The organism is Streptococcus sanguinis, from assembly GCF_001078705.1.
Lineage (GTDB): Bacteria > Bacillota > Bacilli > Lactobacillales > Streptococcaceae > Streptococcus > Streptococcus sanguinis_D.
This window is the reverse complement of record NZ_CDMW01000001.1, coordinates 621,850-646,180: the sequence shown is the minus strand read 5'-3', so window position 1 is coordinate 646,180 and position 24,331 is coordinate 621,850. Positions and strand designations below refer to the sequence as shown.

18 protein-coding genes are annotated in these 24,331 nt (G+C 42.7%); 3 read left to right on the top strand and 15 right to left on the bottom strand.

Going from position 1 to position 24,331, the window contains the following annotated elements; genetic code table 11:
* Nucleotides 1-51: 51 nt before the first annotated feature.
* The 10 genes from manA to SSV_RS03385 all read right to left on the bottom strand — a co-directional run bounded on the left by manA (nucleotide 52) and on the right by SSV_RS03385 (nucleotide 14,027).
* Complete coding sequence (gene manA, locus SSV_RS03430; RefSeq protein ID WP_072073702.1) at nucleotides 52-993, bottom strand: mannose-6-phosphate isomerase, class I; 942 nt, start codon at nucleotides 991-993, stop codon at nucleotides 52-54.
* Between the two features lie 125 nt (nucleotides 994-1,118).
* Entirely contained in the window at nucleotides 1,119-1,619 is a 501-nt protein-coding gene (locus SSV_RS03425) for a phosphatase PAP2 family protein (RefSeq protein ID WP_072073701.1), read from the bottom strand.
* A 142-nt stretch (nucleotides 1,620-1,761) separates the two neighbouring features.
* Complete coding sequence (locus SSV_RS03420) at nucleotides 1,762-4,152, bottom strand: glycogen/starch/alpha-glucan phosphorylase (RefSeq protein ID WP_072073700.1); 2,391 nt, start codon at nucleotides 4,150-4,152, stop codon at nucleotides 1,762-1,764.
* Nucleotides 4,153-4,365: 213 nt separating this feature from the next.
* Nucleotides 4,366-5,796: a glycogen synthase GlgA gene (glgA, locus tag SSV_RS03415; RefSeq protein ID WP_072073699.1), complete on the bottom strand. Its 1,431-nt coding sequence runs from the start codon at nucleotides 5,794-5,796 to the stop codon at nucleotides 4,366-4,368.
* Nucleotides 5,793-6,932, bottom strand: a complete 1,140-nt coding sequence (gene glgD / locus SSV_RS03410; RefSeq protein WP_072073698.1) for a glucose-1-phosphate adenylyltransferase subunit GlgD — start codon at nucleotides 6,930-6,932, stop codon at nucleotides 5,793-5,795. The genes glgA and glgD overlap by 4 nt, the downstream gene beginning before the upstream one ends.
* A complete protein-coding gene (locus SSV_RS03405) occupies nucleotides 6,922-8,064 on the bottom strand; it encodes a glucose-1-phosphate adenylyltransferase (RefSeq protein ID WP_072073697.1) in 1,143 nt (380 codons plus the stop codon). Before SSV_RS03405 ends, glgD begins: the two co-directional genes overlap by 11 nt.
* Nucleotides 8,065-8,070: 6 nt before the next feature.
* The gene (gene glgB, locus SSV_RS03400) at nucleotides 8,071-9,981 is read right to left on the bottom strand and encodes a 1,4-alpha-glucan branching protein GlgB (RefSeq protein WP_072073696.1); all 1,911 of its coding nucleotides are present in this window, start codon (nucleotides 9,979-9,981) and stop codon (nucleotides 8,071-8,073) included.
* 385 nt (nucleotides 9,982-10,366) lie between these two features.
* A complete protein-coding gene (locus SSV_RS03395; RefSeq protein WP_072073695.1) occupies nucleotides 10,367-11,791 on the bottom strand; it encodes an NADP-dependent glyceraldehyde-3-phosphate dehydrogenase in 1,425 nt (474 codons plus the stop codon).
* Between the two features lie 237 nt (nucleotides 11,792-12,028).
* The gene (gene ptsP, locus SSV_RS03390) at nucleotides 12,029-13,762 is read right to left on the bottom strand and encodes a phosphoenolpyruvate--protein phosphotransferase (protein WP_072073694.1); all 1,734 of its coding nucleotides are present in this window, start codon (nucleotides 13,760-13,762) and stop codon (nucleotides 12,029-12,031) included.
* 1 nt (nucleotide 13,763) lies between these two features.
* On the bottom strand, nucleotides 13,764-14,027 hold the full coding sequence (locus SSV_RS03385; protein ID WP_002929889.1) for a phosphocarrier protein HPr: 264 nt from the start codon (nucleotides 14,025-14,027) through the stop codon (nucleotides 13,764-13,766).
* Nucleotides 14,028-14,628: 601 nt separating this feature from the next.
* On the opposite strand from SSV_RS03385, the gene nrdH reads away from it, so the two are divergent.
* The 3 genes from nrdH (at nucleotide 14,629) to nrdF (ending at nucleotide 18,283) form a co-directional block, all read left to right on the top strand.
* A complete protein-coding gene (nrdH, locus tag SSV_RS03380) occupies nucleotides 14,629-14,847 on the top strand; it encodes a glutaredoxin-like protein NrdH (RefSeq protein ID WP_002897920.1) in 219 nt (72 codons plus the stop codon).
* A 160-nt stretch (nucleotides 14,848-15,007) separates the two neighbouring features.
* Nucleotides 15,008-17,167, top strand: a complete 2,160-nt coding sequence (gene nrdE / locus SSV_RS03375) for a class 1b ribonucleoside-diphosphate reductase subunit alpha (RefSeq protein ID WP_072073693.1) — start codon at nucleotides 15,008-15,010, stop codon at nucleotides 17,165-17,167.
* Nucleotides 17,168-17,323: 156 nt separating this feature from the next.
* Nucleotides 17,324-18,283, top strand: coding sequence for a class 1b ribonucleoside-diphosphate reductase subunit beta (gene nrdF, locus SSV_RS03370; RefSeq protein WP_002900761.1), 960 nt, complete (start codon nucleotides 17,324-17,326; stop codon nucleotides 18,281-18,283).
* A 56-nt stretch (nucleotides 18,284-18,339) separates the two neighbouring features.
* On the opposite strand, the gene SSV_RS03365 is transcribed toward nrdF, so the two are convergent.
* The 5 genes from SSV_RS03365 to SSV_RS03345 all read right to left on the bottom strand — a co-directional run bounded on the left by SSV_RS03365 (nucleotide 18,340) and on the right by SSV_RS03345 (nucleotide 24,234).
* Complete coding sequence (locus SSV_RS03365) at nucleotides 18,340-18,645, bottom strand: hypothetical protein (RefSeq protein WP_002912062.1); 306 nt, start codon at nucleotides 18,643-18,645, stop codon at nucleotides 18,340-18,342.
* A gap of 78 nt (nucleotides 18,646-18,723) precedes the next feature.
* Entirely contained in the window at nucleotides 18,724-19,341 is a 618-nt protein-coding gene (locus tag SSV_RS03360) for a DUF6287 domain-containing protein (protein WP_072073692.1), read from the bottom strand.
* Between the two features lie 94 nt (nucleotides 19,342-19,435).
* On the bottom strand, nucleotides 19,436-21,847 hold the full coding sequence (locus tag SSV_RS03355) for a GBS Bsp-like repeat-containing protein (RefSeq protein ID WP_072073691.1): 2,412 nt from the start codon (nucleotides 21,845-21,847) through the stop codon (nucleotides 19,436-19,438).
* Between the two features lie 181 nt (nucleotides 21,848-22,028).
* Nucleotides 22,029-22,964 (bottom strand): helix-turn-helix domain-containing protein, encoded by a 936-nt coding sequence (locus tag SSV_RS03350; RefSeq protein WP_072073690.1) that lies wholly within the window; start codon nucleotides 22,962-22,964, stop codon nucleotides 22,029-22,031.
* Between the two features lie 352 nt (nucleotides 22,965-23,316).
* The gene (locus SSV_RS03345) at nucleotides 23,317-24,234 is read right to left on the bottom strand and encodes a diacylglycerol/lipid kinase family protein (RefSeq protein ID WP_176693543.1); all 918 of its coding nucleotides are present in this window, start codon (nucleotides 24,232-24,234) and stop codon (nucleotides 23,317-23,319) included.
* Nucleotides 24,235-24,331 lie beyond the last annotated feature (97 nt).

Genomic DNA, 24,331 nt, shown 5'->3' with positions numbered 1-24,331 from the left:
TTTTAACAGAAAAAAGAGCAAAGTGATTATTTGCTCTTGATTTTTCTACGATTATGGATGGCTGACAATCAGCTGCAAATCGCCAGACAAGGTCCATTCTGTGACATCGCTAGGCAGGATGAAATGCTCCCCTTTTTCGAGCGGGTAGACTGCTCCATCAACTTCTAGCTCACCGACACCTTCCAAGACGCTGACCAAGCTATAGTCTGCTGTCTTTTTAAAATTGACTGAACCAGCAATATCCCACTTGTAAACAGCAAAGAAGTCATTGGCCACCAAAAGAGTATAAGTCAAACTATCTGCCTGAATGGTAACAGGACGGCTATTAGCTGGCTCACCGATAGTCAGAACGTCAATAGACTGGTCCAAATGCAGCTCGCGAAGATTGCCAGCATCGTCCTTACGATCAAAGTCATAGACACGGTAGGTTGTATCACTGGACTGCTGAGTTTCTAAAATCAGAATACCTGATCCAATGGCATGCATGGTGCCACTTGGTACATAGAAGAAATCGCCAGCTTTTACTGGGATTTTAGTCAGGAGATGGTCCCAGTCCTTGCTCTCAATCTGCTGGCGCAGCTCTTCCTTGCTCTTGGCATTGTGACCATAGATAATCTCTGCTCCTTCCTCTGCAGCAATGACATACCAGCATTCAGTCTTACCAAGCTCTCCTTCGTGCTCTAGTCCATAGGTATCATCAGGATGGACCTGAACACTGAGCCAGTCATTGGCATCTAAAATCTTAGTCAAAAGCGGGAAAACTGGCTCTGGGCGATTGCCAAAGAGCTCCCGGTGCTCGGCATAAAGCGCATCTAACTTCTGGCCGGCAAATCGTCCGTTCTTGACGGTTGATACCCCATTAGGATGAGCCGAAATAGCCCAGTACTCTCCTACATGGTCGCTGGGAATCTCATAGCCAAAGACATCGCGCAGCTTGGTTCCGCCCCAGATCTTCTCCTGCATCACAGACTGTAGAAATAATGGTTCTGACATAGTTTTCTCCTTAAATATTTTTTAGATCCACCAAGGAATAATCCTTGGTGTCGAAACGGTTGTTACTGCTTCTATTATAATATAGCTGGAAGTCCTTTGTCTACTCTCTGCTGAAAACAGGTCCTTTATAATAAAAAGAGTAAAGCTCCCCAGAAAATGCCGCAAAGATAGCCGACCAGCACATCCTTTGGATAGTGCACACCGCCAATCACACGCACTACGGCCAGCCCTGCTGAAAGCAAGAGGCAGATAAGCCCCGGCAGCCAGAAAAAGTAGAGCAGGCACATGGAAATCACTGTAGCCGAAAAGACATGGCGGCTGGGCATGGACTTGCCTGATGTATCCTTAGCCAGCAAGGGTTGAATAGCCCATTTCTCGTAAGGGCGTGCTTGATTCAGCCGTTTACGAATCGCTGACAACAAACCAAATCCAATAGCTGGCAGGAAGAAAGAAGCAAGCAGCCCTTTCCAACCTTCCGTCAGAAAGGCACTAATTAGAACGAGACCATAAACGATAGGTATGAACAGGGTCATTCCCCGATTGAAGTAAACCAGCCCTTTCAGCCACTGAGGGCGACTGCGAAAAGGAGTTGTTAATTGTTGATAAAAAATCGTGTAGTCTTTCATGCTTGCTTACCCTGCTTTTCTAAAAGTTGGACTCTCATACTTTCTCTACTATAGCACATTTCTAGACAAGATGGTAGATGGATAGCAAAAGAGACTGAGAACCATGCCCCAATCTCTTATCGTTCATGTTTTCTGAAGAGTATTATTTCTCCAAGTTCCAGATTTCCTTGGCATATTGCTCAATGGTATCATCTGAAGTGAATTTGTCAGATGTAGCGATATTAATCAAGCTCATGCGGGCCCATTTTTCTTTGTCACGATAGAGGGTATCAATCTTCTCTTGAGCTTCTACATAGGCATGAAAGTCTTCCAAGAGGAAGTATTCGTCATTGTGGGTGATGAGGGCTTCATAGATTTCAGAGCCTTCTTCACGGACGTTTGGAATGGTGCCGTTGACAAAGGTATCGACCACTCGGCGAATGTCTGGATTGCTCTCATAGACACCGCGTGAGTAGTAATCGTGGCGAGCATAATGCTCGTAAACCTCGTCCTTGTCCATCCCAAAGATGACAATGTTGTCGTCACCGACCTCGTCCTTTATTTCGATATTGGCTCCGTCCAGTGTAGCTAGGGTAATGGCACCAGTCATCATGAACTTCATGTTGGAAGTACCAGAAGCTTCCTTGGAGGCCAGAGAAATCTGCTCTGATACATCCGCAGCTGGAATGATGAGCTCAGCCAAGCTGACCCGGTAGTTTTCTAGAAAGACAACCTTAAGTTTGCCTTGCAGGCTTTCATCCTTGTTGACCAGATTGGCTACTTCATTGATCAGCTTGATGACCGACTTGGCAAAGTGGTAGCCTGGAGCAGCCTTGGCACCGAAGATAAAGACGCGCGGCACCATATCCTTATCAGGATTGTCCTTGAGATCCCAGTAAAGCTTGATGATATGAAGCAGGTTGAGCAGCTGACGCTTATAAGCGTGGAGGCGTTTCACCTGGACATCAAAGATAGCTTCTGTAGAAACTTCTACTCCTGTTGATTCCTTGATGAAGTCAGCCAGACGGGCCTTGGCTTCCTGCTTCACTCGGTAGAAATCACCCAGCACCTGCTCCTTGAATTCCAAAAGCTTACGCAACTCATGGATATCACTTCTCCAGCCCTTACCAATTAGTTTATCAATCTCAGCTGATAAAGGCTCATCCGCAATCTGCAGCCAGCGGCGCTGGATAATCCCATTGGTCTTGTTATTAAACTTCTCTGGGTAAATGCTATAGAAATCACGCAAGGTGTCTTCTTTGAGCAGTTCGGTGTGAAGTTTGGCAACACCATTGATTGAGTGACCGCCAATGATAGCCAAGTGGGCCATGTGGATTTGATTATCCTTGACAATCCGAGTATTTTCGATGACCTGCGGATCAAGGCCACGTCCTGCCATTTCTGCTACATAGCGGTTGTCAATTTCTAGGATAATCTGATAAACCCGCGGCAGGACATTCTTAAAGAGCTCTGCATCCCATTTTTCCAAGGCTTCAGACAGGATGGTATGGTTAGTGTAGCTCATGGTTTTAACTGTAGCATTCCAAGCATCTGCCCATTCTAAATCGTACTCATCCATCAATAGACGCATAAATTCAGCCGGTGCAACCGCTGGGTGGGTATCGTTGATATGGACAGAGACCTTCTCATGAATATCCTTGAGAGGGCGACCTTGTTTGAGGTAGGATTTGATAATGGTCTGCAACCCTGCGCTAGTCATGAAGTATTCCTGAATAAGGCGCAGCTCTTTTCCTTCGTAGCTAGAGTCGTCTGGATAGAGAATGGCAGTAATGTCTTGCACCCGGCGACGAGCTTCAATGGTCGGATAGTCCAGTTCATGCTCCTCTGGAATTTCAACATCCCAAAGCCGGAGATTGTTGACATTGTCATTGCCAAAGCCAATCTGTGGCACATCGTAAGGAACGGCCCGCAAGATTTTGGAATTCTCATAAAGTGGCACAATCCGGCCCTTTTCATTGGCATGGAGGGAAACATTTCCGAAGATTTTAACATCAACAATATCATGGTCCTTACGGGTTTCCCAGACATTGCCCAGACTGCCAAACCAAGCATCAGGAATTTCTACCTGATAGCCATCTACGATGCGTTGCTTAAAGAGTCCATAGCGATAGCGAATCCCATTTCCAAACCCTGGATAGCCAGTGGTTGCCAGCGAGTCCATGAAGGCTGCCGCCAAGCGGCCCAGACCGCCATTCCCCAAGGCCATGTCATACTCAGCATTCTTAACATCCTCAAAGTCAACGCCCAAATCAGCAAAGCCTTCCTTGACCGTATTAAGGATACCTAGGTTGAGCAGATTTGTTTCCAGCATGCGTCCTGGAAGAAACTCGATAGAAAAGTAATAAGCTGTCTTTTGCTGCTGCTCAATCAGCTGATTGCGGCGCTCCAGCCACAGGGGCGTGATATACTTACGGACAGTGCTAGCCAGAGCTTGAAAGAGCTCCACTGAAGTCGCATCAGCAACCTTAATCAGCGTCCGCTCGTGCAGCAAGTCCTTAAAATCTCGAATAAAACGTTCTTTTGTTAGTTCCATAGTGGATGGTTATCTCCCTTTCTTAATAGCGGGAAGCAGATTTAAACGTAGAAATACTTTTTTCAATCAAGATGGGAATCGCTCACTTCAGCCACAAGCTAAAAACAGGGCTCCAATACAGTATGATAATATATAAAAATGTAATTCTCACGGAAATCCTCCCTTGTCCCATGGGCAAGAGAGGATTTGTTTATACTGATTCCAAAGTAAATGTTATAGGAGTGATTGATATAAATCACTGTATGCCTTGCTGGCTGTATCCCAAGAGAAGTCTCTCTCCATGGCCCGCTCTTGCAAAGATTTCCAAGCTTCCTTGTCATCGGCATAGAGCTTGAGTGCCTCCTTGAAGGTCCAAGTCAGCCAGTAGCCAGAAAAGTTATTGAAGCTAAAGCCAGTTCCCTGTCCTGTATAGACATTGTAAGGCTCGACGGTATCACGCAGACCGCCCACTTCATGCACCAAAGGTAAGGTTCCGTAGCGCATAGCCATCATTTGTGACAAGCCACAAGGCTCGAAGCGGCTTGGCATGAGGAAAATATCGCTGGCAGCATAAATCTCCTGAGCCAAGGTCACATCAAAGAGGATGTTGGCTGAAAGCTTATCAGGATAGGCATGACCAAACCAAGCGAAAGCCTGTTCAAAAGCTGGATCCCCTGTTCCCAAGAGGATAATCTGCACATCTTCCTGGAGGAGATTGTGCAGCTCTTCCACTACCAGGTCAAAGCCTTTCTGACGGGTCAGGCGGGAAACAATCCCAACTACTGGCACATCGTCACGCACAGGCAGACCAACTCGCTCTTGCAAAGCTCGCTTGTTTTCTAGTTTACCAGATAAGTCAGATTTGTCAAAGTGATGAGCTAAGAGCGGATCCGTTTCTGGGTTATAGATATCTGTATCTATACCGTTGACAATTCCGACCAACTTACCAGACTCCATCCGCAAGATTTGATCCAAATTGCAGCCAAATTCTGGTGTCCGGATTTCACCTGCATAGCTTGGTGATACAGTCGTCACTCGATCCGCATAGAGAATACCAGCCTTCATCCAGTTGAGACAGTCATTCCAACGCAGGGTTCCGTCTGCATAGCGCTCATAGCCCACTCCAAACAGTTCCCAAAGCATGCTGTCCGGGAATTGACCTTGGAACTCCAGATTATGGATAGTCAAGACAGTCTTGATATTCTGATATGCTTGAATCCAATGGTATTTTTCCTTAACCAAGAAAGGAATCATAGCTGTATGATAATCGTGAACATGCAGAACATCTGGAATGAAATCAATCCGCTCCATCAGCTCAACCGCTGCTAACTGGAAGTAAGCAAACCGCTCACCATCATCAAAATCCCCGTAAACATGGCCGCGGAAGAAATAATGCTGATTGTCAATAAAATAGAAGGAGACACCATTCAAGACCAGTCGCTTGACTCCAACGTACTGGCGACGCCAGCCAACACTGACTTCAAAGTAGAAAAGGTCTTCCACTTGGTCGCCAAATTTGGCATGGGTCATGTCATAGTAAGGCAGAATAACACCAACTTCATGGCCAGCCTTGACCAGTGATTTGGGGAGAGCGCCGATAACGTCTCCCAAACCACCTGTCTTAGAAAATGGGGCTCCTTCTGCTGCTGCAAATAAAATCTTCATCGAATTATGTCCTCTGTAACTTTTTGGCTCTTCTTGACTACGATTGGGTCTTCTGCAGTTCCGCGAATCACCACTCCTTCGCCAATTTCAACACCCTTGTCCACAATCGCGTACTCGACAGTTGCTTTTTCCCCAACCTTCACTCGAGGGAAGAGAACACTGTGTTTAACACTGCTTCCAGTCTTAATCTTGGTATTCCGCGAAATCACAGAATTGATGACCTCACCTTCCACAATGCTTCCTGACGCAAACTGGGAGCGAGATACTTTTGAAGACTCAGCATAGTAAGTTGGCTCTTCATTCTTAACCTTTGTGTAAATCTTTTGGTTAGGACTGAAGAGAGAGTAGAATTTTTTGCTTTCAAGCATATCGATGTTAGATCTATAGTAGGTCTCTACAGAATAGATATTCGCCAGATAGCCTGTATATTCGTAGGCAAAGGCCCCTTCCTGAGTCGCTAAATCACGCAGGACATAGCGAAGTTTTTGCGGATGCTCTTTCTTAGCTTCTTCTTCCAGCTTTTCAATCAGCCAAGGAGTATCTACCACAAAAATGTCTGTAGACATATTGAAGAGCTCAGCATCTTCTCGACCATCAAAAAGTTTATGACCTCTGACATGGTCAGTTTCGTCAATATCTAGAACAGCGTTCACATCCGAAATATTTTCCTTATGCAATTTCTTGTAGACAACTGTAATCGGCTGCTCTGTTGTATTGTGCAAATGGAAAACTTGATTGAGGTCAATGTTAACCAAGACATCGCAGTTAAGAGCGACCGTTTGGTTGGAACCAGAACGTTTCAGGTAGGTCAAAAGCTGCTTATAGTATTCCTCACCGACTGTAGAGCTTTCTACACGGGTATTGTAGATTCCCAAGTAATAGTGGCTAAGCAAAGTAGACAGACCCCACTCACGACCAGAACGAATATGGTCAAAGACAGAGCTGATATTGTCCTGTTGGAAGATACCAAAGACACTGCGGATACCAGCATTGGCAAGACTTGAAAGCGGGAAGTCAATCAAACGGTATTTCCCACCGAATGGCAAGCTGGCTACTGGACGATGATCTGTCAAAGTTGACATATCATGGAAGCCGACTGTGTTTCCTAAAATTGCTGAATATTTATCAATCTTCATCTTTTGGTACCCCCACTTTCTCGTTGTATCCGACAACATATACTTCCTCTGTACCATCAATCTCTACACCATCAGAGATGATTGCACCTTCGCCGATAATGGCCCGCTTAATCTTAACGTCTTTGCCAATAACAGCTCCACTCATGATGACAGAGTCTTCAATGACTGCACCCTTTTTGACTTGAGCACCAGTAGAAAGAATAGAGTGTTTTACTGTACCGTCAACGAAACATCCATCAACGACCAGCGAATCTTCTACATGTGAATTTTCACTGATGAAGTTTGGCGGAGAAATCAAGTTGCGAGAATAAATCTTCCAGCGACGATTGCGGCTGTCCAGAGCATTTTCTGGGCTGATGTATTCCATGTTGGCTTCCCAGAGAGACTCTACTGTACCAACGTCTTTCCAATAGCCTTCAAAATCATAAGCATAAACGCTTTCGCCAGATTCAAGGTAGTTAGGGATAACATTCTTACCAAAGTCAGACATATCCACATTGCTCTTCTCAGCAGCTACCAGCATATTGCGCAGACGCTGCCAGTCAAAGATATAAATCCCCATAGAAGCCTTGGTGGACTTAGGATTTTCTGGTTTTTCTTCAAATTCAACAATCCGATTATTAGCATCTGTATTCATGATACCAAAACGGCTGGCTTCTTTGAGAGGCACATCCAGAACGGCAACTGTCAAGCTGGCATTGTTGTCCTTGTGAGACTGAAGCATGTCATCATAGTCCATCTTGTAGATATGGTCCCCAGACAAAATCAGGACATACTCAGGATTGATGCTGTCGATATAGTCGATATTTTGATAAATCGCATGGCTGGTACCTTCAAACCAACGATTTCCTTCGCTCGCAGAATAAGGCTGAAGAATGGACACGCCTGAGTTTATACCATCGAGACCCCAGCTAGAACCATTTCCGATATGACTGTTCAGAGCTAGTGGTTGGTATTGAGTAATGACACCGACATTGTGAATACCGGAGTTGGCACAGTTAGACAAGGCGAAGTCAATAATACGATAGCGGCCGCCAAACTGTACCGCAGGTTTTGCGATACTCTGTGTGAGCTTTCCAAGACGAGTTCCTTGCCCGCCGGCAAGAATCAAAGCTAGCATTTCATTCTTCATAGACTATTACTCCTTTGTGGAATCTTTTTTAACATTTTTTCGAGCAATCCGACGCTTGATCTTCCAGATGCTGGCTCCAAGAGCTGGCAACGTAAAGGTCAAGGTCTGTGGATAATCTTTCCAAAGTCCTTCTTGAGACTGAACTGTTTCGTTATGTTCCTTCCAAACACCTCCCCATTCTTCTAATTCAGTGTTCCATACTTCTTCATAAATGGCTTCCACTGGAACACCAATGGTAAAGTTCTTCCGCTCTACCGGCGCCATATTGAATACACAAACTAACATATCTCCTTTTTCCGTCTTACGGATAAAGGAGAGAACGCTTTGATCGGTATTATCCGCATCAATGATTTCGATACCATCGTAGCTCAGATCAATTTCCCAAAGCGGACGATTGTCTTTATAGAAGGCATTGAGTGTAGCAGTAAAGCCCTGCATCTTCTTGTTCATCTGATCGTCCAAATTAGACCATTCTAGCTGCTCTTCTGACTTCCATTCTAGGAACTGACCAAATTCTGAGCCCATAAAGAGCAATTTCTTGCCCGGATGGCAGATTTGGTAGGTCAGCAAGTTGCGGAGCCCTGCAAATTGATTGTAACGGTCACCCCACATCTTGTGCATAAGACTCTTCTTGCCATGAACCACTTCATCATGCGAGAATGGCAGGAGGAAGTTTTCAGAGAAAGCGTACATAAAGCTGAAGGTCACTAGATTAAAATCGTACTTACGATAAATCGGATCTTCCTCGTAGAAGCGAAGGATATCATTCATCCAGCCCATATTCCACTTGTAGTCAAATCCAAGACCACCCAGCTCTCTCATACCAGTAATCTTGGTCTCTGAGGAGCTTTCCTCTGCAATCATCATAACATCAGGATGAGCTAATTTGATAACCGTATTGAGGCGTTGCAGGAAGTAATAGCCCTCATAGTTACGATTGCCGCCATCTTTATTTGGCTGCCATGGGCCGCTGTCATAGTCTAGATAGAGCATATTGCTGACAGCATCAACCCGAATCCCGTCCAGATGATAGAAATCAATCCAGAATTTTATACTGGAAATCAAGAAGGACTGAACTTGATTCTTGCCCAAATCAAAGTTGAGAGCACCCCAGCCATAGTTATGAGCCCGGTCGTGATCCTGATACTCAAAAGTCGGTGTCCCATCATAGTAGGCCAGAGCATCATCATTAATAGTGAAATGACCTGGTACCCAGTCCACAATGACACCGATATTGTTCAAGTGACATTCTTCGACAAAATCCTGAAATTCCTCAGGTGTGCCATAGGTATGCTCAAAGGCGAAGTAGCCCATAAGCTGATAGCCCCAGCTAAGTCCCAGCGGATGAGCCATAAGCGGCATGAATTCCACATGTGTGTAGTTCATTTCCACCAGATAAGGAATCAAGTCTTCTTTTAACTGGGCAAAGCTATAAGGACTGCCGTCTTCATTGCGTTTCCACGAGCCGGCATGCACTTCATAGATATTGACTGGCCGAGAGAAGAAGCCCCAGCGTTTCCGGCGTGCCAGCCAAAGACCGTCTTTCCACTTCTTCTCAGGAATAGTGCGGATAACTGCTCCCGTGCCTGGACGCTCTTCCATATAGATAGCCAGCGGATCAATTTTCAAAATTTCCTGACCACTGCTGCGCTTGATATTGTACTTGTAAATATCTCCTTCCTTAGGCAGTTCTGTGAAGACTTCCCAAACGCCCGCTTCATTTCGGACCATAGGGATCTGCTCTTCATACCAATTGGTGAAATCTCCAATCAAATGGACACTCTGAGCATTAGGCGCCCAAACGCGGAAAGAATAGCCAGACTTGCCGTCCAGTTCATCCTGATGCGCCCCTAGATAATGCTGTAAATGAAAGTTTTCACCTGTTGTAAAGGTTCTTAATGCTTCGTTCTTATCCATGCGATCACCTTTCTATTTGTAAGCGTTTTCTATAATACTATTCTACATTATTTTTATCTCTTTTTCAAGTAAATTTCAAATATCCTTACGGAAAATTACTAAAACCGAACATTAGCTGAAATTAGTAATAAATGAGAGAGAAAACACTGCATTTTGTATCCCTTAATCATTTTTCATTCCTTTTTCTCTAAATATGGCACCTACTCCAGACAAGGAAAAGATGAAAATTTTCATAAAGATATAGACCAATATGTAAATTTACATTTTAAAATAATAAGCAATTAAACATATAAATAGTTGGTTCTTTTCAAATTATGCGGTAATTTTGTTAAATTTACAAGTTCATCAAGGTAAGAAAAAAGGCCGCACAAAGCCGCCTTTCTCATTATTTCACATCAAACACGATGGATTTCACTTGTGTCATCGCTTCGATACTGTAACGAATCCCTTGCACTCCGGCTCCAGATCCCTTAACACCAAGGAATGGGAAGTTATCTGGACCACGTTGGGTCTTATTATTGATATGTACAGTACCCACTTCCAGTTTTTCAGCAATTTCAAATGCTTTCGGGAAATCATTTGTAAAGACTGAAGATTGAAGACCAAATTCTGACTGGTTACAGATTTGGATAGCCTCTTCAACGGAAGTCACACGAATAATCGGAAGAACAGGACCAAACGGCTCTTCCCAAGCTAATTTCATATCCAGTGTCACATGGTCAAACAAGGCAGGCCAGATGAGATTTGCTTCACGTTTGATTTCTGTCAAGGCTGACGCTCCCTTTTCTTGAGCATCTTCAATCAAGCCCCAGATGAAATCTGCTGATGCATGATCAATGACTGGTGTGATATCCGCATTATCAAAGGGATTACCAACCGTCAGTTTCTCTACCTCTGCCTTAATCAACGCCGCTAATTTATCTGCCACGCTCTCCATGACAATGACACGTTTAATAGCGGTACAGCGCTGACCGGAATAACTGTATGCCCCGCCAACAATCTGCTTAGCCGCATGCTCCAAGTCGGCATCTTCCAGCACAACTGCAGCATCCTTACCACCCAATTCAAGCATAATTGGACGCATACCAGCCAACTTACCGATGCGTTCACCGATTGGAGTGGAGCCGGTAAAGTTAATGTAGTTTACTTCCTTATGCTCAATGATGTAGTCCCCGATTTCTGAACCGCGGCCAGTGATGGTATTGAAAACACCAGCAGGCAGACCTGCCTCAGCAAAAGCCTGGGCCAAGAGCAGACCAGAGATTGAACCTTGAGTAGGTGGCTTAAACATCACGACATTTCCACCGATAAGGGCAGGAGCAATTTTCGAAGCTGACAGATTAACTGGATAGTTGAATGGCGCAATAGCCAATACAACTCCTACAGGCTCACGACGGACCACAGCCAATTTTTTCTTGCTGGCAGCTTCAAAGCCACCGCCTTCCATAACCTGACCGTGGATACGAATCCCCTCTTCAGCCGCATAGCGAATCAAGTCTGCTGTCCGGACTACCTCTCCGACTGCCGCTTTGATCCCCTTGGCAACTTCTTTTGCAAGGATTTCACCAATCTTCTCCTGATCACGCTCCAAAATATCCGCAACCTTATGCAAATAAGCTGCACGTTCAACTGCTGAATGAGCTCTCCAAGCTGGCAAAGCCGCACGAGCGCTCGCCATAGCATAGTCTACCTCTGCCTGAGTCATAGCAGGAACAGTTCCTAAAGTTTCATTGTTGATAGGAGATGAGATGGTAATTTCATTTTCAGAAACTTTCCACTCTCCATTTATATAGTTTTTATATTGTGTCACGTGTCCCCTCCAAAATTTTATTAAATATTATTTTACCAAATTTTCTGAAAATTTCAACTAAAATTCGTAAATTTAAGGAATTTTTTCACAAATTAAATAGATAATCTTAGTTTGTTCATATTCTACTTGCTTATTTGCTATTTTTTCTTTGGTTCCCACTTTTTGCTTCCTCTTACTATAAGGCTACAACAAAAAAAGACCAGGAAAATTTTCCTGATCTAATCTTCATTTTTCAGATTAATCGAAGTCCAGATATTCTTTTTCAAGCTCAAGAACTTCTTCCATCGTTGCACATTCAGTCAGTGCACGCTGAGCCAGTTCTTCCATCTTCTTCGTATCCAGCTTCTTCATGAGGCTACGAGTCCGAAGAACAGAAGTCGCACTCATAGAGAATTCATCCAATCCCATACCTACGAGCAATGGCACCGCTGTTTGGTCGCCGGCCATTTCTCCACACATACCTGCCCACTTGCCTTCAGCATGAGCTGCCTTGATTACATTGTTGATCAAGCGCAGGATAGATGGGTTGTAAGGTTGATAAAGGTAAGAGACTTGCTCATTCATCCGGTCAGCTGCCATAGTGTACTGGATCAAGTCGTTGGTACCGATTGAGAAGAAATCTACTTCCTTGGCAAATTGATCCGCCAACATAGCTGCTGCTGGGATTTCAATCATGATACCCACTTGAATATTGTCCGCTACTGCAACGCCTTCAGCCTGCAGCTTAGCTTTTTCTTCGTCATAAACTGCTTTAGCTTTGCGGAATTCTGTCAGAAGAGCTACCATTGGGAACATGATGCGCAATTGTCCATGCACAGATGCACGCAAGAGGGCGCGGATTTGTGTACGGAACATCGCATCGCCAGTTTCAGAGATAGAGATACGCAAAGCACGGAAACCAAGGAACGGGTTCATTTCATACGGCATATCGAAGTAAGGAAGTTCCTTATCTCCACCGATGTCCATTGTACGAACAACCACTGGTTTTCCATTCATGCCTTCAAGCACAGCCTTGTATGCTTCATACTGCTCATCTTCTGTCGGGAAGTCCTGAGAATCCATATAAAGGAACTCAGTCCGGTAAAGACCAACTGCTTCTGCACCGTTAGCATTGACACCTTCAACGTCTTTTGGCGTACCGATATTGGCTGCCAATTCGAAGTGCTTGCCATCTGCAGTCACAGTCTGAGCATCTTTAAGCAATTCCCATTCAGCTTTTTGCTTAGCATAAGCCTCGCCAGCTGCTTTAAATGCTGCGATTTGCTCTTCAGTTGGGTTGATAATCACTTCACCAGTGATACCGTTAGCTGCAATCACATCGCCGTCTTTTACAAGCTCAGTAATGTTATTAGTTCCCAATACTGCTGCGATTTCAAGCGTACGTGCCATGATAGCAGAGTGGCTTGTCCGGCCGCCGATATTAGTTACAAAAGCTTTAACAAATTTCTTATCCAGCTGTGCTGTATCAGAAGGAGTCAAGTCATGAGCGATCACAACTGATTCTTCATTGATAGACGCTGGGTTTGGCAACTTCTTGCCCAAAAGGTTAGCAAGAACACGTTTTGTCACGTCGCGGATATCAGCCGCACGTTCCTGCATGTATGGATTGTCGTCCATGTTTTCAAAGAGAGTGATAAACATGTCCGTTACTTCTTTCAGACCAGCTTCTGCATTGGTCTTTTTCGCACGGATTGTTTCTTTGATTTGCCCAACCATTTCAGGGTCAGCAAGTACCATTAAGTGAGCGTCAAATACCTGAGCGGCTTCCTCACCAAGGCTATCTACTGCTTTCTCACGGATAACAGAAAGCTCGTTCTGTGAAGCTTCAAGAGCTGCATCCAAACGAGCCTCTTCTGCATTCGTATCTTCGACTGAAACAGTCTCAAATGATAAATCCGGTTGAACTAATAGATATGCCTTAGCAACGGCAACACCGTCAGATGCTGCAATTCCTTTAAGCATTTCTGTCATATTAAGCCAATCCTTCTTTTTCCATTGTTTCGGAGATTGCAGCGATGGCATCGTCTGCATCTGCACCTTCAGCTGAGATAACAACGTCTGCACCTTGACCTACACCAAGACTCATAACACCCATAATTGATTTCAGGTTTACTGATTTACCTTTGTATTCAAGCGTGATATCTGAAGCGAATTTGCTAGCAGTTTGAACCAACAAAGTTGCTGGACGTGCGTGAATACCTGTTTCTGCTACAATGTGGAAATCTTTAGAAGCCATAGTTAGACTCTCCTTTTAAATAATTCTTTTTGAGTTATTGTGATAACCCTTACAAGTTGATATTATATCACCTTTTGAAATCTTTTTCAAGAATTTTATAGCCCGCTTACAAAATATTTCTTAGGAAATGAAAACTCTTCTTATTATATTGAAGAGAGAATTTTCGAGCTAAATCCCACATCTTTCAGCTTTTATTCAAACATTGCTTCCAGCAAGTTTTCCTTCATAAATTTCTTATTTTTATAGTAGTTAATTTCCATAAAATAAGGATATAAACTCCTCCCTCCACTCCTCCTAGTGATTCCCTAAATTCTGTAACACAAGATATTGGATTTTGATTTTTGGGAGGAAAAGCCACCAGTCATTTTTCTAAAGTTTTAAGACTTGTTTAAGCATTGCCGCATCAGCATTTTGCTCCTTTTCTGCAATTTTTCACTTCTTTTCATTGTTTATGTAAACACTATATATTGTATTGTAATCTATCCTATAACAAAATATCATACAATATTTAGTTCAAAACTATTGACATTCTATTTGCTTTTAGATATACTAGGTTCGTATTTATTTTAAAGAAAAAAAAGAAAGTTTAGAGGAATCTTTAATGGTAACTATTTACTCAAAAAATAACTGCGTTCAGTGCAAAATGACCAAGCGCTTCTTAGATACTAATCATGTAGAATATCGCGAAATCAATTTGGACGAGCAGCCAGAATTTATTGACCATGTCAAAGATCTTGGTTTCAATGCTGCTCCTGTGATTCAGACAGCAACTGAGGCATTTTCTGGTTTCCAACCTGGTAAATTGAAAAAACTGTCTTAATGTAGTTTATTTTGAGGGCAGCGCGCCTTGATCGGGAGATAAACTAAAAGACATATTATCAGGGCAAACTGCAGCTCCTATGCTCATAGGGGCCGTTTCTTTTGTAAGGCGGAACTTTTTCCGCTAGCTAATTATCTTATTTATATAGAAAAGGGAAAACATGGGACTCAAACATTTAGAGGATGTGACATACTTCCGACTCAACAACGAAATCAACCGTCCGATTAACGGACAGATTATGCTCCATAAGGACAAAGAAGCTCTGGAGGCTTTCTTTAAGGAAAATGTTGAGCCAAACACCAAGCAATTTTCTTCTATCACAGAAAAAATTAAATATTTAATAGAAGAAAACTATTTGGAAAAGGAATTTATTGAACTTTATTCTCCGGAATACATCGAGGAGCTGACTGCTTTTATCCATGCTCAAGATTTCAAGTTTAAATCTTTCATGGCTGCTTACAAGTTCTACAACCAGTATGCACTAAAGACCAACGATGGTGAATACTATCTGGAAAGCATGGAAGATCGGGTACTCTTCAACGCCCTCTACTTTGCCAACGGAGATGAAGCAATCGCCAAGGATATTGCCAATGAGATTATCCACCAACGCTACCAACCGGCGACACCAAGCTTCCTCAACGCTGGTCGGGCTCGTCGCGGTGAACTGGTTTCCTGCTTCCTCATCCAAGTAACCGATGATATGAACTCAATCGGTCGCTCTATCAACTCTGCCCTTCAACTATCTCGTATCGGAGGCGGAGTCGGTATTTCCCTCAGCAATCTGCGGGAAGCTGGAGCTCCTATCAAGGGCTATGAAGGTGCTGCATCTGGGGTTGTGCCTGTTATGAAACTCTTTGAGGACAGTTTCTCTTACTCTAACCAGCTGGGCCAACGTCAGGGAGCTGGGGTTGTTTACCTTAATGTCTTCCACCCAGATATCATCTCCTTCCTTTCTACTAAGAAAGAAAATGCTGACGAAAAAGTTCGGGTTAAAACCCTCTCACTTGGTGTCGTGATTCCGGATAAGTTCTACGAATTAGCGCGTAAAAATGAAGAAATGTACCTCTTCAGCCCATATTCTGTTGAACGTGAGTATGGAGTGCCATTTGCCTACCTTGACATCACTGAAAAATACGATGAGTTGGTCGCTAATCCAAATATCACTAAGACCAAGATCAAGGCCCGCGATTTGGAAACAGAAATTTCCAAACTCCAACAAGAATCTGGCTATCCTTATGTTGTAAACATTGATACAGCCAACCGTTCAAATCCAATTGACGGTAAAATCGTCATGAGTAACCTTTGCTCTGAAATCCTGCAGGTGCAAGAACCTAGCCTTTTGAATGATGCGCAAGAGTATCTTCACCTAGGAACAGATGTATCATGTAACTTAGGCTCTACGAACGTTGTCAACATGATGACTTCGCCTGACTTCGGAAAATCCATCCGAACTATGACACGCGCCTTGACCTTTGTCACTGACAGCTCACACATCACAGCTGTGCCTTCTATAGACAATGGTAACAGTCTGGCGCATACCTTTGGTCTGGGAGCTATGGGACTGCACAGCTATTTGGCTCAGCAGTTGATCGATTATGGATCAGCGGAAGCTGTAGAGTTCACTAGCATCTACTTCATGCTCATGAACTACTGGACTTTAGTCGAGTCTAACAATATCGCTCGCGAGCGTGGCGTGACCTTCCATAACTTTGAAAAATCTGACTATGCTAACGGCACTTACTTTGACAAGTACCTGACGGGTGAATTTGTACCTAAGTCTGACCGTGTCAAAGAACTCTTCGCTGGCATCTTTATCCCATCTGCAGAAGATTGGGCAGAGTTGCGCGACAAGGTCAAGGCTGATGGTCTCTACCACCAAAACCGCCTAGCCGTTGCGCCAAATGGCTCTATCAGCTATATCAATGACGTTTCTGCTTCAATTCATCCAATTACTCAACGGATCGAAGAACGTCAAGAAAAGAAAATCGGTAAAATCTATTATCCTGCTGCTGGTTTGTCAACTGAGACTATCCCTTACTATACCAGCGCTTACGACATGGACATGCGCAAGGTTATCGATGTCTATGCAGCAGCAACTGAGCACGTGGATCAAGGACTTTCCCTGACTCTCTTTATGCGCAGCGATATCCCTAAAGGCCTCTACGAATGGAAAAAAGAAAGCAAGCAGACAACCCGCGACCTTTCTATCCTGCGTAACTACGCCTTCAACAAGGGAATCAAGTCCATCTACTACGTCCGCACCTTCACTGATGATGGCGGCGAAGTAGGTGCCAACCAATGTGAAAGCTGTGTCATCTAACAAGAGATTTTAGAAAAAGAAAAGGAAATTCGACCATGTCACAATTTCACCTTCCTCATCATGAACAGGAAGGTGAAATCGTGGAGCATTGGGACAGTATCCAAGAAGTGATAGCTGATACCACATCAGGTCGTACCATCTACTAAAGGAGAACGAATGCAAACTTACTATAAAGCCATTAACTGGAACGCTATTGAAGATGTCATCGATAAGTCCACCTGGGAAAAACTGACCGAGCAATTCTGGCTGGATACGCGGATTCCCCTATCCAATGACCTGGATGACTGGAGAAAGCTGTCTCACAAGGAAAAAGACCTGGTCGGCAAGGTCTTCGGTGGCCTGACACTGCTGGATACCCTCCAGTCTGAGTCTGGTGTGGATGCCCTACGTAAGGATGTCCGCACAGCCCACGAAGAAGCTGTCTTCAACAACATACAATTTATGGAGTCCGTTCACGCCAAGTCTTACTCTTCTATCTTTTCTACGCTCAATACCAAATCAGAAATCGATGAAATCTTTGCCTGGACCAACACCAACCCATACTTGCAAAAGAAAGCTGAGATTATCAACGAAATTTACCTGAACGGTACAGCTCTGGAAAAGAAAATAGCCAGCGTTTTCTTAGAAACCTTCCTCTTCTACTCTGGTTTCTTTACTCCGCTCTACTATCTGGGTAATAACAAACTGGCTAATGTCGCTGAAATTATCAAGCTGATTATCCGTGACGAGTCTGTCCATGGAACCTATATCGGCTATAAGTTCCAGCTAGGTTTTAATGAACTACCAGAAGACGAGCAAGAAAAACTCAAAGAATGGATGTACGACCTGCTCTACACCCTCTATGAAAATGAAGAAGGCTATACTGAAAGCCTGTATGACACAGTCGGATGGACCGAAGAGGTCAAGACCTTCCTGCGCTACAATGCCAACAAGGCTCTGATGAATCTGGGACAGGATCCCCTCTTCCCAGACTCAGCGGACGATGTCAATCCTATCGTCATGAACGGTATCTCAACCGGCACTTCCAACCATGACTTCTTCTCCCAAGTAGGTAACGGCTACCTGCTGGGCGAAGTTGAAGCCATGCAGGATGACGACTATAATTACGGTTTATAAGACAAAGAATCCCTCTTTCCAAAATACGGAAAGAGGGATTTTGACTGACTATTAATCTATTGATTATCGTAGATATATTCTTCCAGATGTTCTGCGACTGTAATCTCAACTCCAGCCTCAGATGTTAGATAAATCACGGTACAATCATGAGCTGGGACAATAGGAAATAAAAAGGGTTTCATATTTTGATAAATTCTATACATCCGCCTTTGACTCGTTGGATTTTCAAGATAAAGCTTGCTGTCACCACCAGAAAAGTCAGCCGGCAGAAGGGCATAGTAAGCCACCAAAGCTCCATTTTCATCCAATACTCTAATCTTATTTAAGTCCTCAGCTATTTTTTTCATCATTAAGGTGGCCATTTTTTACTCCCTTCATGTTTTTTTATCCAAATAAAGGTGGAGCTGGGAACATCATCCCTAACCCCACCTATACAGTCACTAATTAGATACGCGATAATACGGATGCTGGGAAGCAGTGATAGCATCGCTGCCTAGTTGCAATTGTTCTTTTGGAGCAGGATTACCTGTCAAGGGCAATGCAGCACCTTCTGGAATAAAGAACAAGGGATCACTGCTACCAGAGCTATAGTACCCAAAAGATACAACATATTTATTATTATCAACTCTACCATTGTAAAAGGTATTATTGTCAATCACTTCTCCTGAACTTCGTTTGAGCACTGTTGAACCATTGCCATCAATAACAAATTGATCCCCCAAATCATTTTGCCAGGTACCAGCCACAGTAGAAAAATCTCCTGCCGCCAAAGCATTGACATCGATACCCGCTGCTGGAGTGGCTGGGTCTTTCGTGTCAGACTTTGTTTCATTTTTAGGCTGAGCTTCAGAAGATGCCGATGCCACATCAGTTTCATCTTGGCTAGCTGATTGAACAACTTTCGCTTCAGATTTGTCATCTGATTTAGAAGTTTGAACTGTTTGACTAGAGCTACTACTTTGAGGTAGCTGCTTCTCCTGCTGTTTGCCACAAGAAATAAGTAAGAAAACGGACGCAACAAGCGTTGTACTAGTAAGCAGTAATTTTTGCATTTTCATAAAAGAGGCCTCCTCGTGAATTAATACCTTTTTGTAATCTTATTGTAACATTTTAAATCAATAAAATCAATAATCATGTTGAAATATTATAAAATTAATTTATTGCCACATAACGACGACTACCACTATACCCAACATAGCTAATCCACTGATGGCCATCTGCAATAAAAGTTTGATCATAAAAGACTGTGCTCCCTTTGTCAAAGTTTGCTAGTTCTGGACTTGATATTTTAGCTTCAGACCGAATAGAAGCATAGCCTTGAAAAACGTAATTCCCTTTTGATGGAATAGATATAGCTGGTAATGAGACTTCCGTAGTAGCTGAGCCGGCACCTACAAGTTTTCCGTCATCCTGAACGTAGTACAGGTGGACGTTGTATTTCCCTGTGGAATTTTTATGATCACTTACTTTAACAGTCTGTTTGTAAGTCCCATCTGGTTGCTTGCTAGCAGTGTACCAAACCACGTCATCTTGGTCATTGGCAGCAGACCATGTAGGTACCTTTACTTCTTTTACACCACCAGGATTAGAAACATTAGACACAATAATATCAAAGGTACCTGTCTTTGAAGTATTATTCCGAATAGTAATAGTTCCTGTCGGCCGGATTAATTCCTTATCCAAGGAGACTTCTGTCGTCGTTCCTGTTACACAAATCATTTGGCCATTATTTTGAACATAGTATAAATGCACATTATATTTTCCAGTGGAATATTTATGATCGCTAGCCTTTATTGTCAATTTGTAAGTGCCATCCGATTGTCTTTTAGGAGTATACCAAATAATATCATCTTGATCATTCGCACTAGACCATATAGGTACTTTTACTTCTTTTACACCACCAAGATTGGAAATGTTAGATATAACTACATCAAAGGTTCCTGTTTTTGGATTATTATTTTGAATAGTAATTTTCCCTTCAGGCTTCTTAATAGAAACGGTAGTCTTCGTTCCCCCAGCTCCAACCATTTCTCCATTATTTTGAACATAATATAGATGGATATTATACTCTCCTGTAGAACCTTTATGTTTATTTGCATTGACAGTTATTTTATATGTTCCATTAGGCTGTTTAGCAGCAGTGTACCAAACAATATCATCTTGTCCATTTTCACTTGACCAAGTTGGTAATTTCACTTCTTTCACACCATACGGGCTAGAGACATCAGATACAATGACATCAAAAGTCCCTGTCTGAGCATTATTGTTTTGGATAGTCAAGGTTCCCTTTAAAGGAGCCTTTGGCTTTGTTACTCCAATGGCAATATATCTACGATTTCCAGCAAAGGAGAGATAGCTAATCCATTGATGGCCATCTGCTTCCAATTTGCGATCATATGTAACAGTTTGTCCTGCATCATAATAAGCTAATTCAGGACTAGACATCTTAGGTTCAGCTTTAATGGAGGCTCTTTGAGTGAAGTGATATACTCCACTGGCAGGGATTCCTCGGTTATCTGAAGGTTGGGGAGTTGGATTAGAAGAACCTCCAGCAATATCTTTGAAATGAATGAAACCGGTAATTGTACTTTTATGTACAATTTGTCGATGATATCGATGATCTCCGAACCAATTATATTCTTCAATTTCTACATTATCTCCCAATACATTTGAAACCCAGGCAACATGCTTATATTGATTATCATACCATGCAACTGAGCCGAGAGCTGGTTTGTTATCAACTCTGATTCCATCCCGCCGTGCGTGATAACCCCACTCTCCTCCATTACCATAAGCAGGTGCAATTTCATAATGATTTACAGAGCTTAAGCGATATGCCACAAATGAAGTACATTCATTTACATAAAACCTCCAGTCATCAATGCTTCCGTTTTTAAATCTAGCCGGATAGTCATCGCCCCGAGCGATTGATCCATTCCCTGTAGCTAGTAAAGTCGTATGTCCAGTCCCGTTTGCAACTTTACCAACAGTTGTTTTGAGAGTTGTTTTTTCTTCTTTAGTCGCACGGCGACGGCTGACATCATTAACAATTGAGGTTGCTGGCTTATCTAGATTCGAAGCGGCATAGCCACGTGTTACTAAATGTTTAGGATTAGTAGGATCATCTATAACTGGATTTACTTCTACAGTTTTCTGTTTTTCATTAACTGTTGACGTTTGATCAGAAACAGGCTCAGTGCTGATTGGAATATCATTTGCATTTGTCGCTTTATTTTCAGTTTCTAGTGGTTCAGGAACTTTAGAAGTTACTCCATTTTCAATACTAACTAAATTGTTATTTACAGCATTTTTTGTTTCCGATTCAATATCAGAACTTACTGTTGCATCTGACTTTTCTGAAACACTCTGATTTGTATCCACTGCTATGTCAGAAGGTGCTGTAGAAACTACTGAATCAGTACCAGTTGGCGAAATTACTTGATCAGCAGCAACTGTTTGAGTCCCTGCAAATAATAATGTTCCTAGAAGCACTGAAACTGCTCCTAGAGAATATTTACGAATAGAAAAGCGTTGAACCTGCTTGTTAAAAAATTGATTTTTCATTTTATTTGCTCCCTTTATTAATCTTTGTGCATGACAACATTTAATTTCCTAAAGCCAAAACCAAATCATGGCGAGATAATAAGAAATCCTAAACATGTGATTCTCTCCTTTCCTATTTAACTTTTTCCATGTTTCAATTATAGACTCAATTACAAATAAAAAACAGGACATAGATGTCCTATTAGCCTTGATGATAGATTTGAAGTTCTTTATTCCACTCCTCAGACATTTTTTTAGATAGAAAAGTATGACCTAACAATTTCGCCAGCGTCAGTCCCTCTTCGTAGTATTGTTGAGCCTTTTTCTCGTCCTTGTGTACAAAAAGCTCATATTCTCCCTCTAACATTCTTATCAGCGGTTTCTTTTGATAATCCTCTGTCAATTCCATGATTATATTAAGTTTGTTGAGTGTATCTTTTGTATAAATGAACTCTTTTCGCTCGCACTCAATACCTGGGATTGTCAGTAGAGCATCTCGCATGAGAAAGAGATATTCATTCGGAATATAGTCAACCGACTGCAGTAATCGCCGAGCGATTCTTGTATATAATTCCTTATCAAACTTAGATGACCGAATCTCCTCTTCATCTCCCACATAGATCTGATAGAGCTGGATGTAGAGTAAATCATTCACGTCATAATGCTTTTTACTCTGTAAATCATCCAAATGCTGGGCAAAGAGAGTCATTCCATACTTATGGAAATTCTCAGAAGTATAGGTATAAATCTTTGATTGCAAGATATCCATTACATTCTGCTCAGCTTCTGGCAAATCATCATAATAAACTTCAAAAATCTCATCTATGATATGCTCCAATTCGGACAAGACTTTGGTATTGCCATAAGTGGTCGTCCGAATCAGCTTATACTTCAAGCGCTCGTAATCAGCAGGTAGAGCGGCATCTTCTTTTTTACTTCCTGTCAAGGTTGCCAAATCAACCTCTAGACAGGAAGCAAGATATTCTAAAGTAGAGAGAGTCGGCTGGGAAATGCCGGACTCCAAACGCGTTAACTGCCGTATAGAAAGCTTTGACTCATCACCACATAGCTGTTCCTTTGTCCAGCCCCTATTTAATCGAAGCTGTTTCAAATGCTGTCCAAATTCTTTTCCTTGCATCGTCAATTCCCCTCCCAAATAAATCAGGAAACTTTTGCTTATGTTATCATGTTATTCTAGATTTATTATAGCATAATTAGAAAGATTTTACTAATAAAATTCTAAAAAGATTACTTCCTTTTCTCGGTGATGAAATCTACCTAACTGTTGCAACAGTTAGGTAGAGCGGAGCTATTGAGACCTTAGGCTCAATAGCTAGTCATGGAACTCTGCAGGAGATCGCTGACGTCCGCCATTACTTGAGAAAAGTATGTAAATCTAAAAATTAGCATATTACAAGTACTAAAGGACCCCAAACTTAAAAGTTTAGAGTCCTTCTACCGTATTCTTTTTTGAGTCTAAACACAAAAAACTAGTAATACACATTCAGATGAGATGGCAAGACACGAATCGTTACTGGCAATTGGTCTCCCTCATCTCCGTCAACATTGACGCTGAGCTCTGCCTTGTCATCAGCCAACTCAACTGTGATTTCCTTAAAGGTCAGATACTCGATATTATCACTTTCTTCTCCATTGCCCGAAATCAAATCCGGCACAGAAACCAAGGTATCCAAGAGATTTTTATCCTTAAGGTACAAAAGATGGAGCAAGCCGTCATTGACAGTGGCTTCAGGGAGAATGCTCTCGAAACCTCCGATTGAGTTGGTAGAGCCAATCAAGAGTGTGCTGCTCTTTATCGTACGCTCTTCTCCATCAATCTTCAAGTGAAATTCGTAAAAACTAGTATCCATCAACTGCTTGAATCCTGAGATAAAGTAGGCAAACTTACCCCACTTGGTCTTGTCTTCTGAATCTACGTTGTTAATCGACTCTGGAATAGTTCCAATGGCAACCACATTCATAAAGTACTGGTCATTAATCTTGCCGATATCAAGTGGCTTGACTTTGTTGATATCCAGATTCTGGATGGCTTCTTCAGCATCTAGAGGAATGCCGAGAGCCCGCGCCAAGTCATTGACTGTACCAAGTGGAAAGAAACCAAAGGTCGGACGATAGTCTAGTTCAGCCAGGCCGCTGATTCCTTCATTAACCGTTCCATCGCCACCCATGACAAAGACGCTATCATAATGGTCTTCTGCCGCTTGCTTAGCAAAAGCTGCTGCGTCTCCGCCTTTTTCAGTATGCTTGACCACTACCTCATCGAAACATTCTGCCAGCTTTTCCCTCGCCAAGTCTTCATAGGACTTGGCTTTTTCTCCTCCCGAGCTAGGGTTGACAATTAATAGGACTTTAGACATAAGGAAACCTCTTTTCATTTGATAGCTCATTATACCATCTGGAAAACACTTTCACAAGAATTTGAAACTGCTGGCTTTCGAAAGATCAGAAAAGCAGTTTGGTATTTAAACTCTATTCCACAGAAAA

Coding starts and splice junctions, on each gene's coding strand:
- SSV_RS03360 (WP_072073692.1), bottom strand. CDS start 19,341: ATGAAAATGCAAAAATTACTGCTTACTAGTACAACGCTTGTTGCGTCC.
- nrdE (WP_072073693.1), top strand. CDS start 15,008: ATGGGACTCAAACATTTAGAGGATGTGACATACTTCCGACTCAACAAC.
- SSV_RS03345 (WP_176693543.1), bottom strand. CDS start 24,234: ATGAGCTATCAAATGAAAAGAGGTTTCCTTATGTCTAAAGTCCTATTA.
- SSV_RS03355 (WP_072073691.1), bottom strand. CDS start 21,847: ATGAAAAATCAATTTTTTAACAAGCAGGTTCAACGCTTTTCTATTCGT.
- glgD (WP_072073698.1), bottom strand. CDS start 6,932: ATGAAGATTGATAAATATTCAGCAATTTTAGGAAACACAGTCGGCTTC.
- manA (WP_072073702.1), bottom strand. CDS start 993: ATGTCAGAACCATTATTTCTACAGTCTGTGATGCAGGAGAAGATCTGG.
- SSV_RS03385 (WP_002929889.1), bottom strand. CDS start 14,027: ATGGCTTCTAAAGATTTCCACATTGTAGCAGAAACAGGTATTCACGCA.
- SSV_RS03420 (WP_072073700.1), bottom strand. CDS start 4,152: ATGGAACTAACAAAAGAACGTTTTATTCGAGATTTTAAGGACTTGCTG.
- SSV_RS03425 (WP_072073701.1), bottom strand. CDS start 1,619: ATGAAAGACTACACGATTTTTTATCAACAATTAACAACTCCTTTTCGC.
- nrdF (WP_002900761.1), top strand. CDS start 17,324: ATGCAAACTTACTATAAAGCCATTAACTGGAACGCTATTGAAGATGTC.
- nrdH (WP_002897920.1), top strand. CDS start 14,629: ATGGTAACTATTTACTCAAAAAATAACTGCGTTCAGTGCAAAATGACC.
- SSV_RS03365 (WP_002912062.1), bottom strand. CDS start 18,645: ATGGCCACCTTAATGATGAAAAAAATAGCTGAGGACTTAAATAAGATT.
- SSV_RS03350 (WP_072073690.1), bottom strand. CDS start 22,964: ATGCAAGGAAAAGAATTTGGACAGCATTTGAAACAGCTTCGATTAAAT.
- glgB (WP_072073696.1), bottom strand. CDS start 9,981: ATGGATAAGAACGAAGCATTAAGAACCTTTACAACAGGTGAAAACTTT.
- glgA (WP_072073699.1), bottom strand. CDS start 5,796: ATGAAGATTTTATTTGCAGCAGCAGAAGGAGCCCCATTTTCTAAGACA.
- SSV_RS03405 (WP_072073697.1), bottom strand. CDS start 8,064: ATGAAGAATGAAATGCTAGCTTTGATTCTTGCCGGCGGGCAAGGAACT.
- ptsP (WP_072073694.1), bottom strand. CDS start 13,762: ATGACAGAAATGCTTAAAGGAATTGCAGCATCTGACGGTGTTGCCGTT.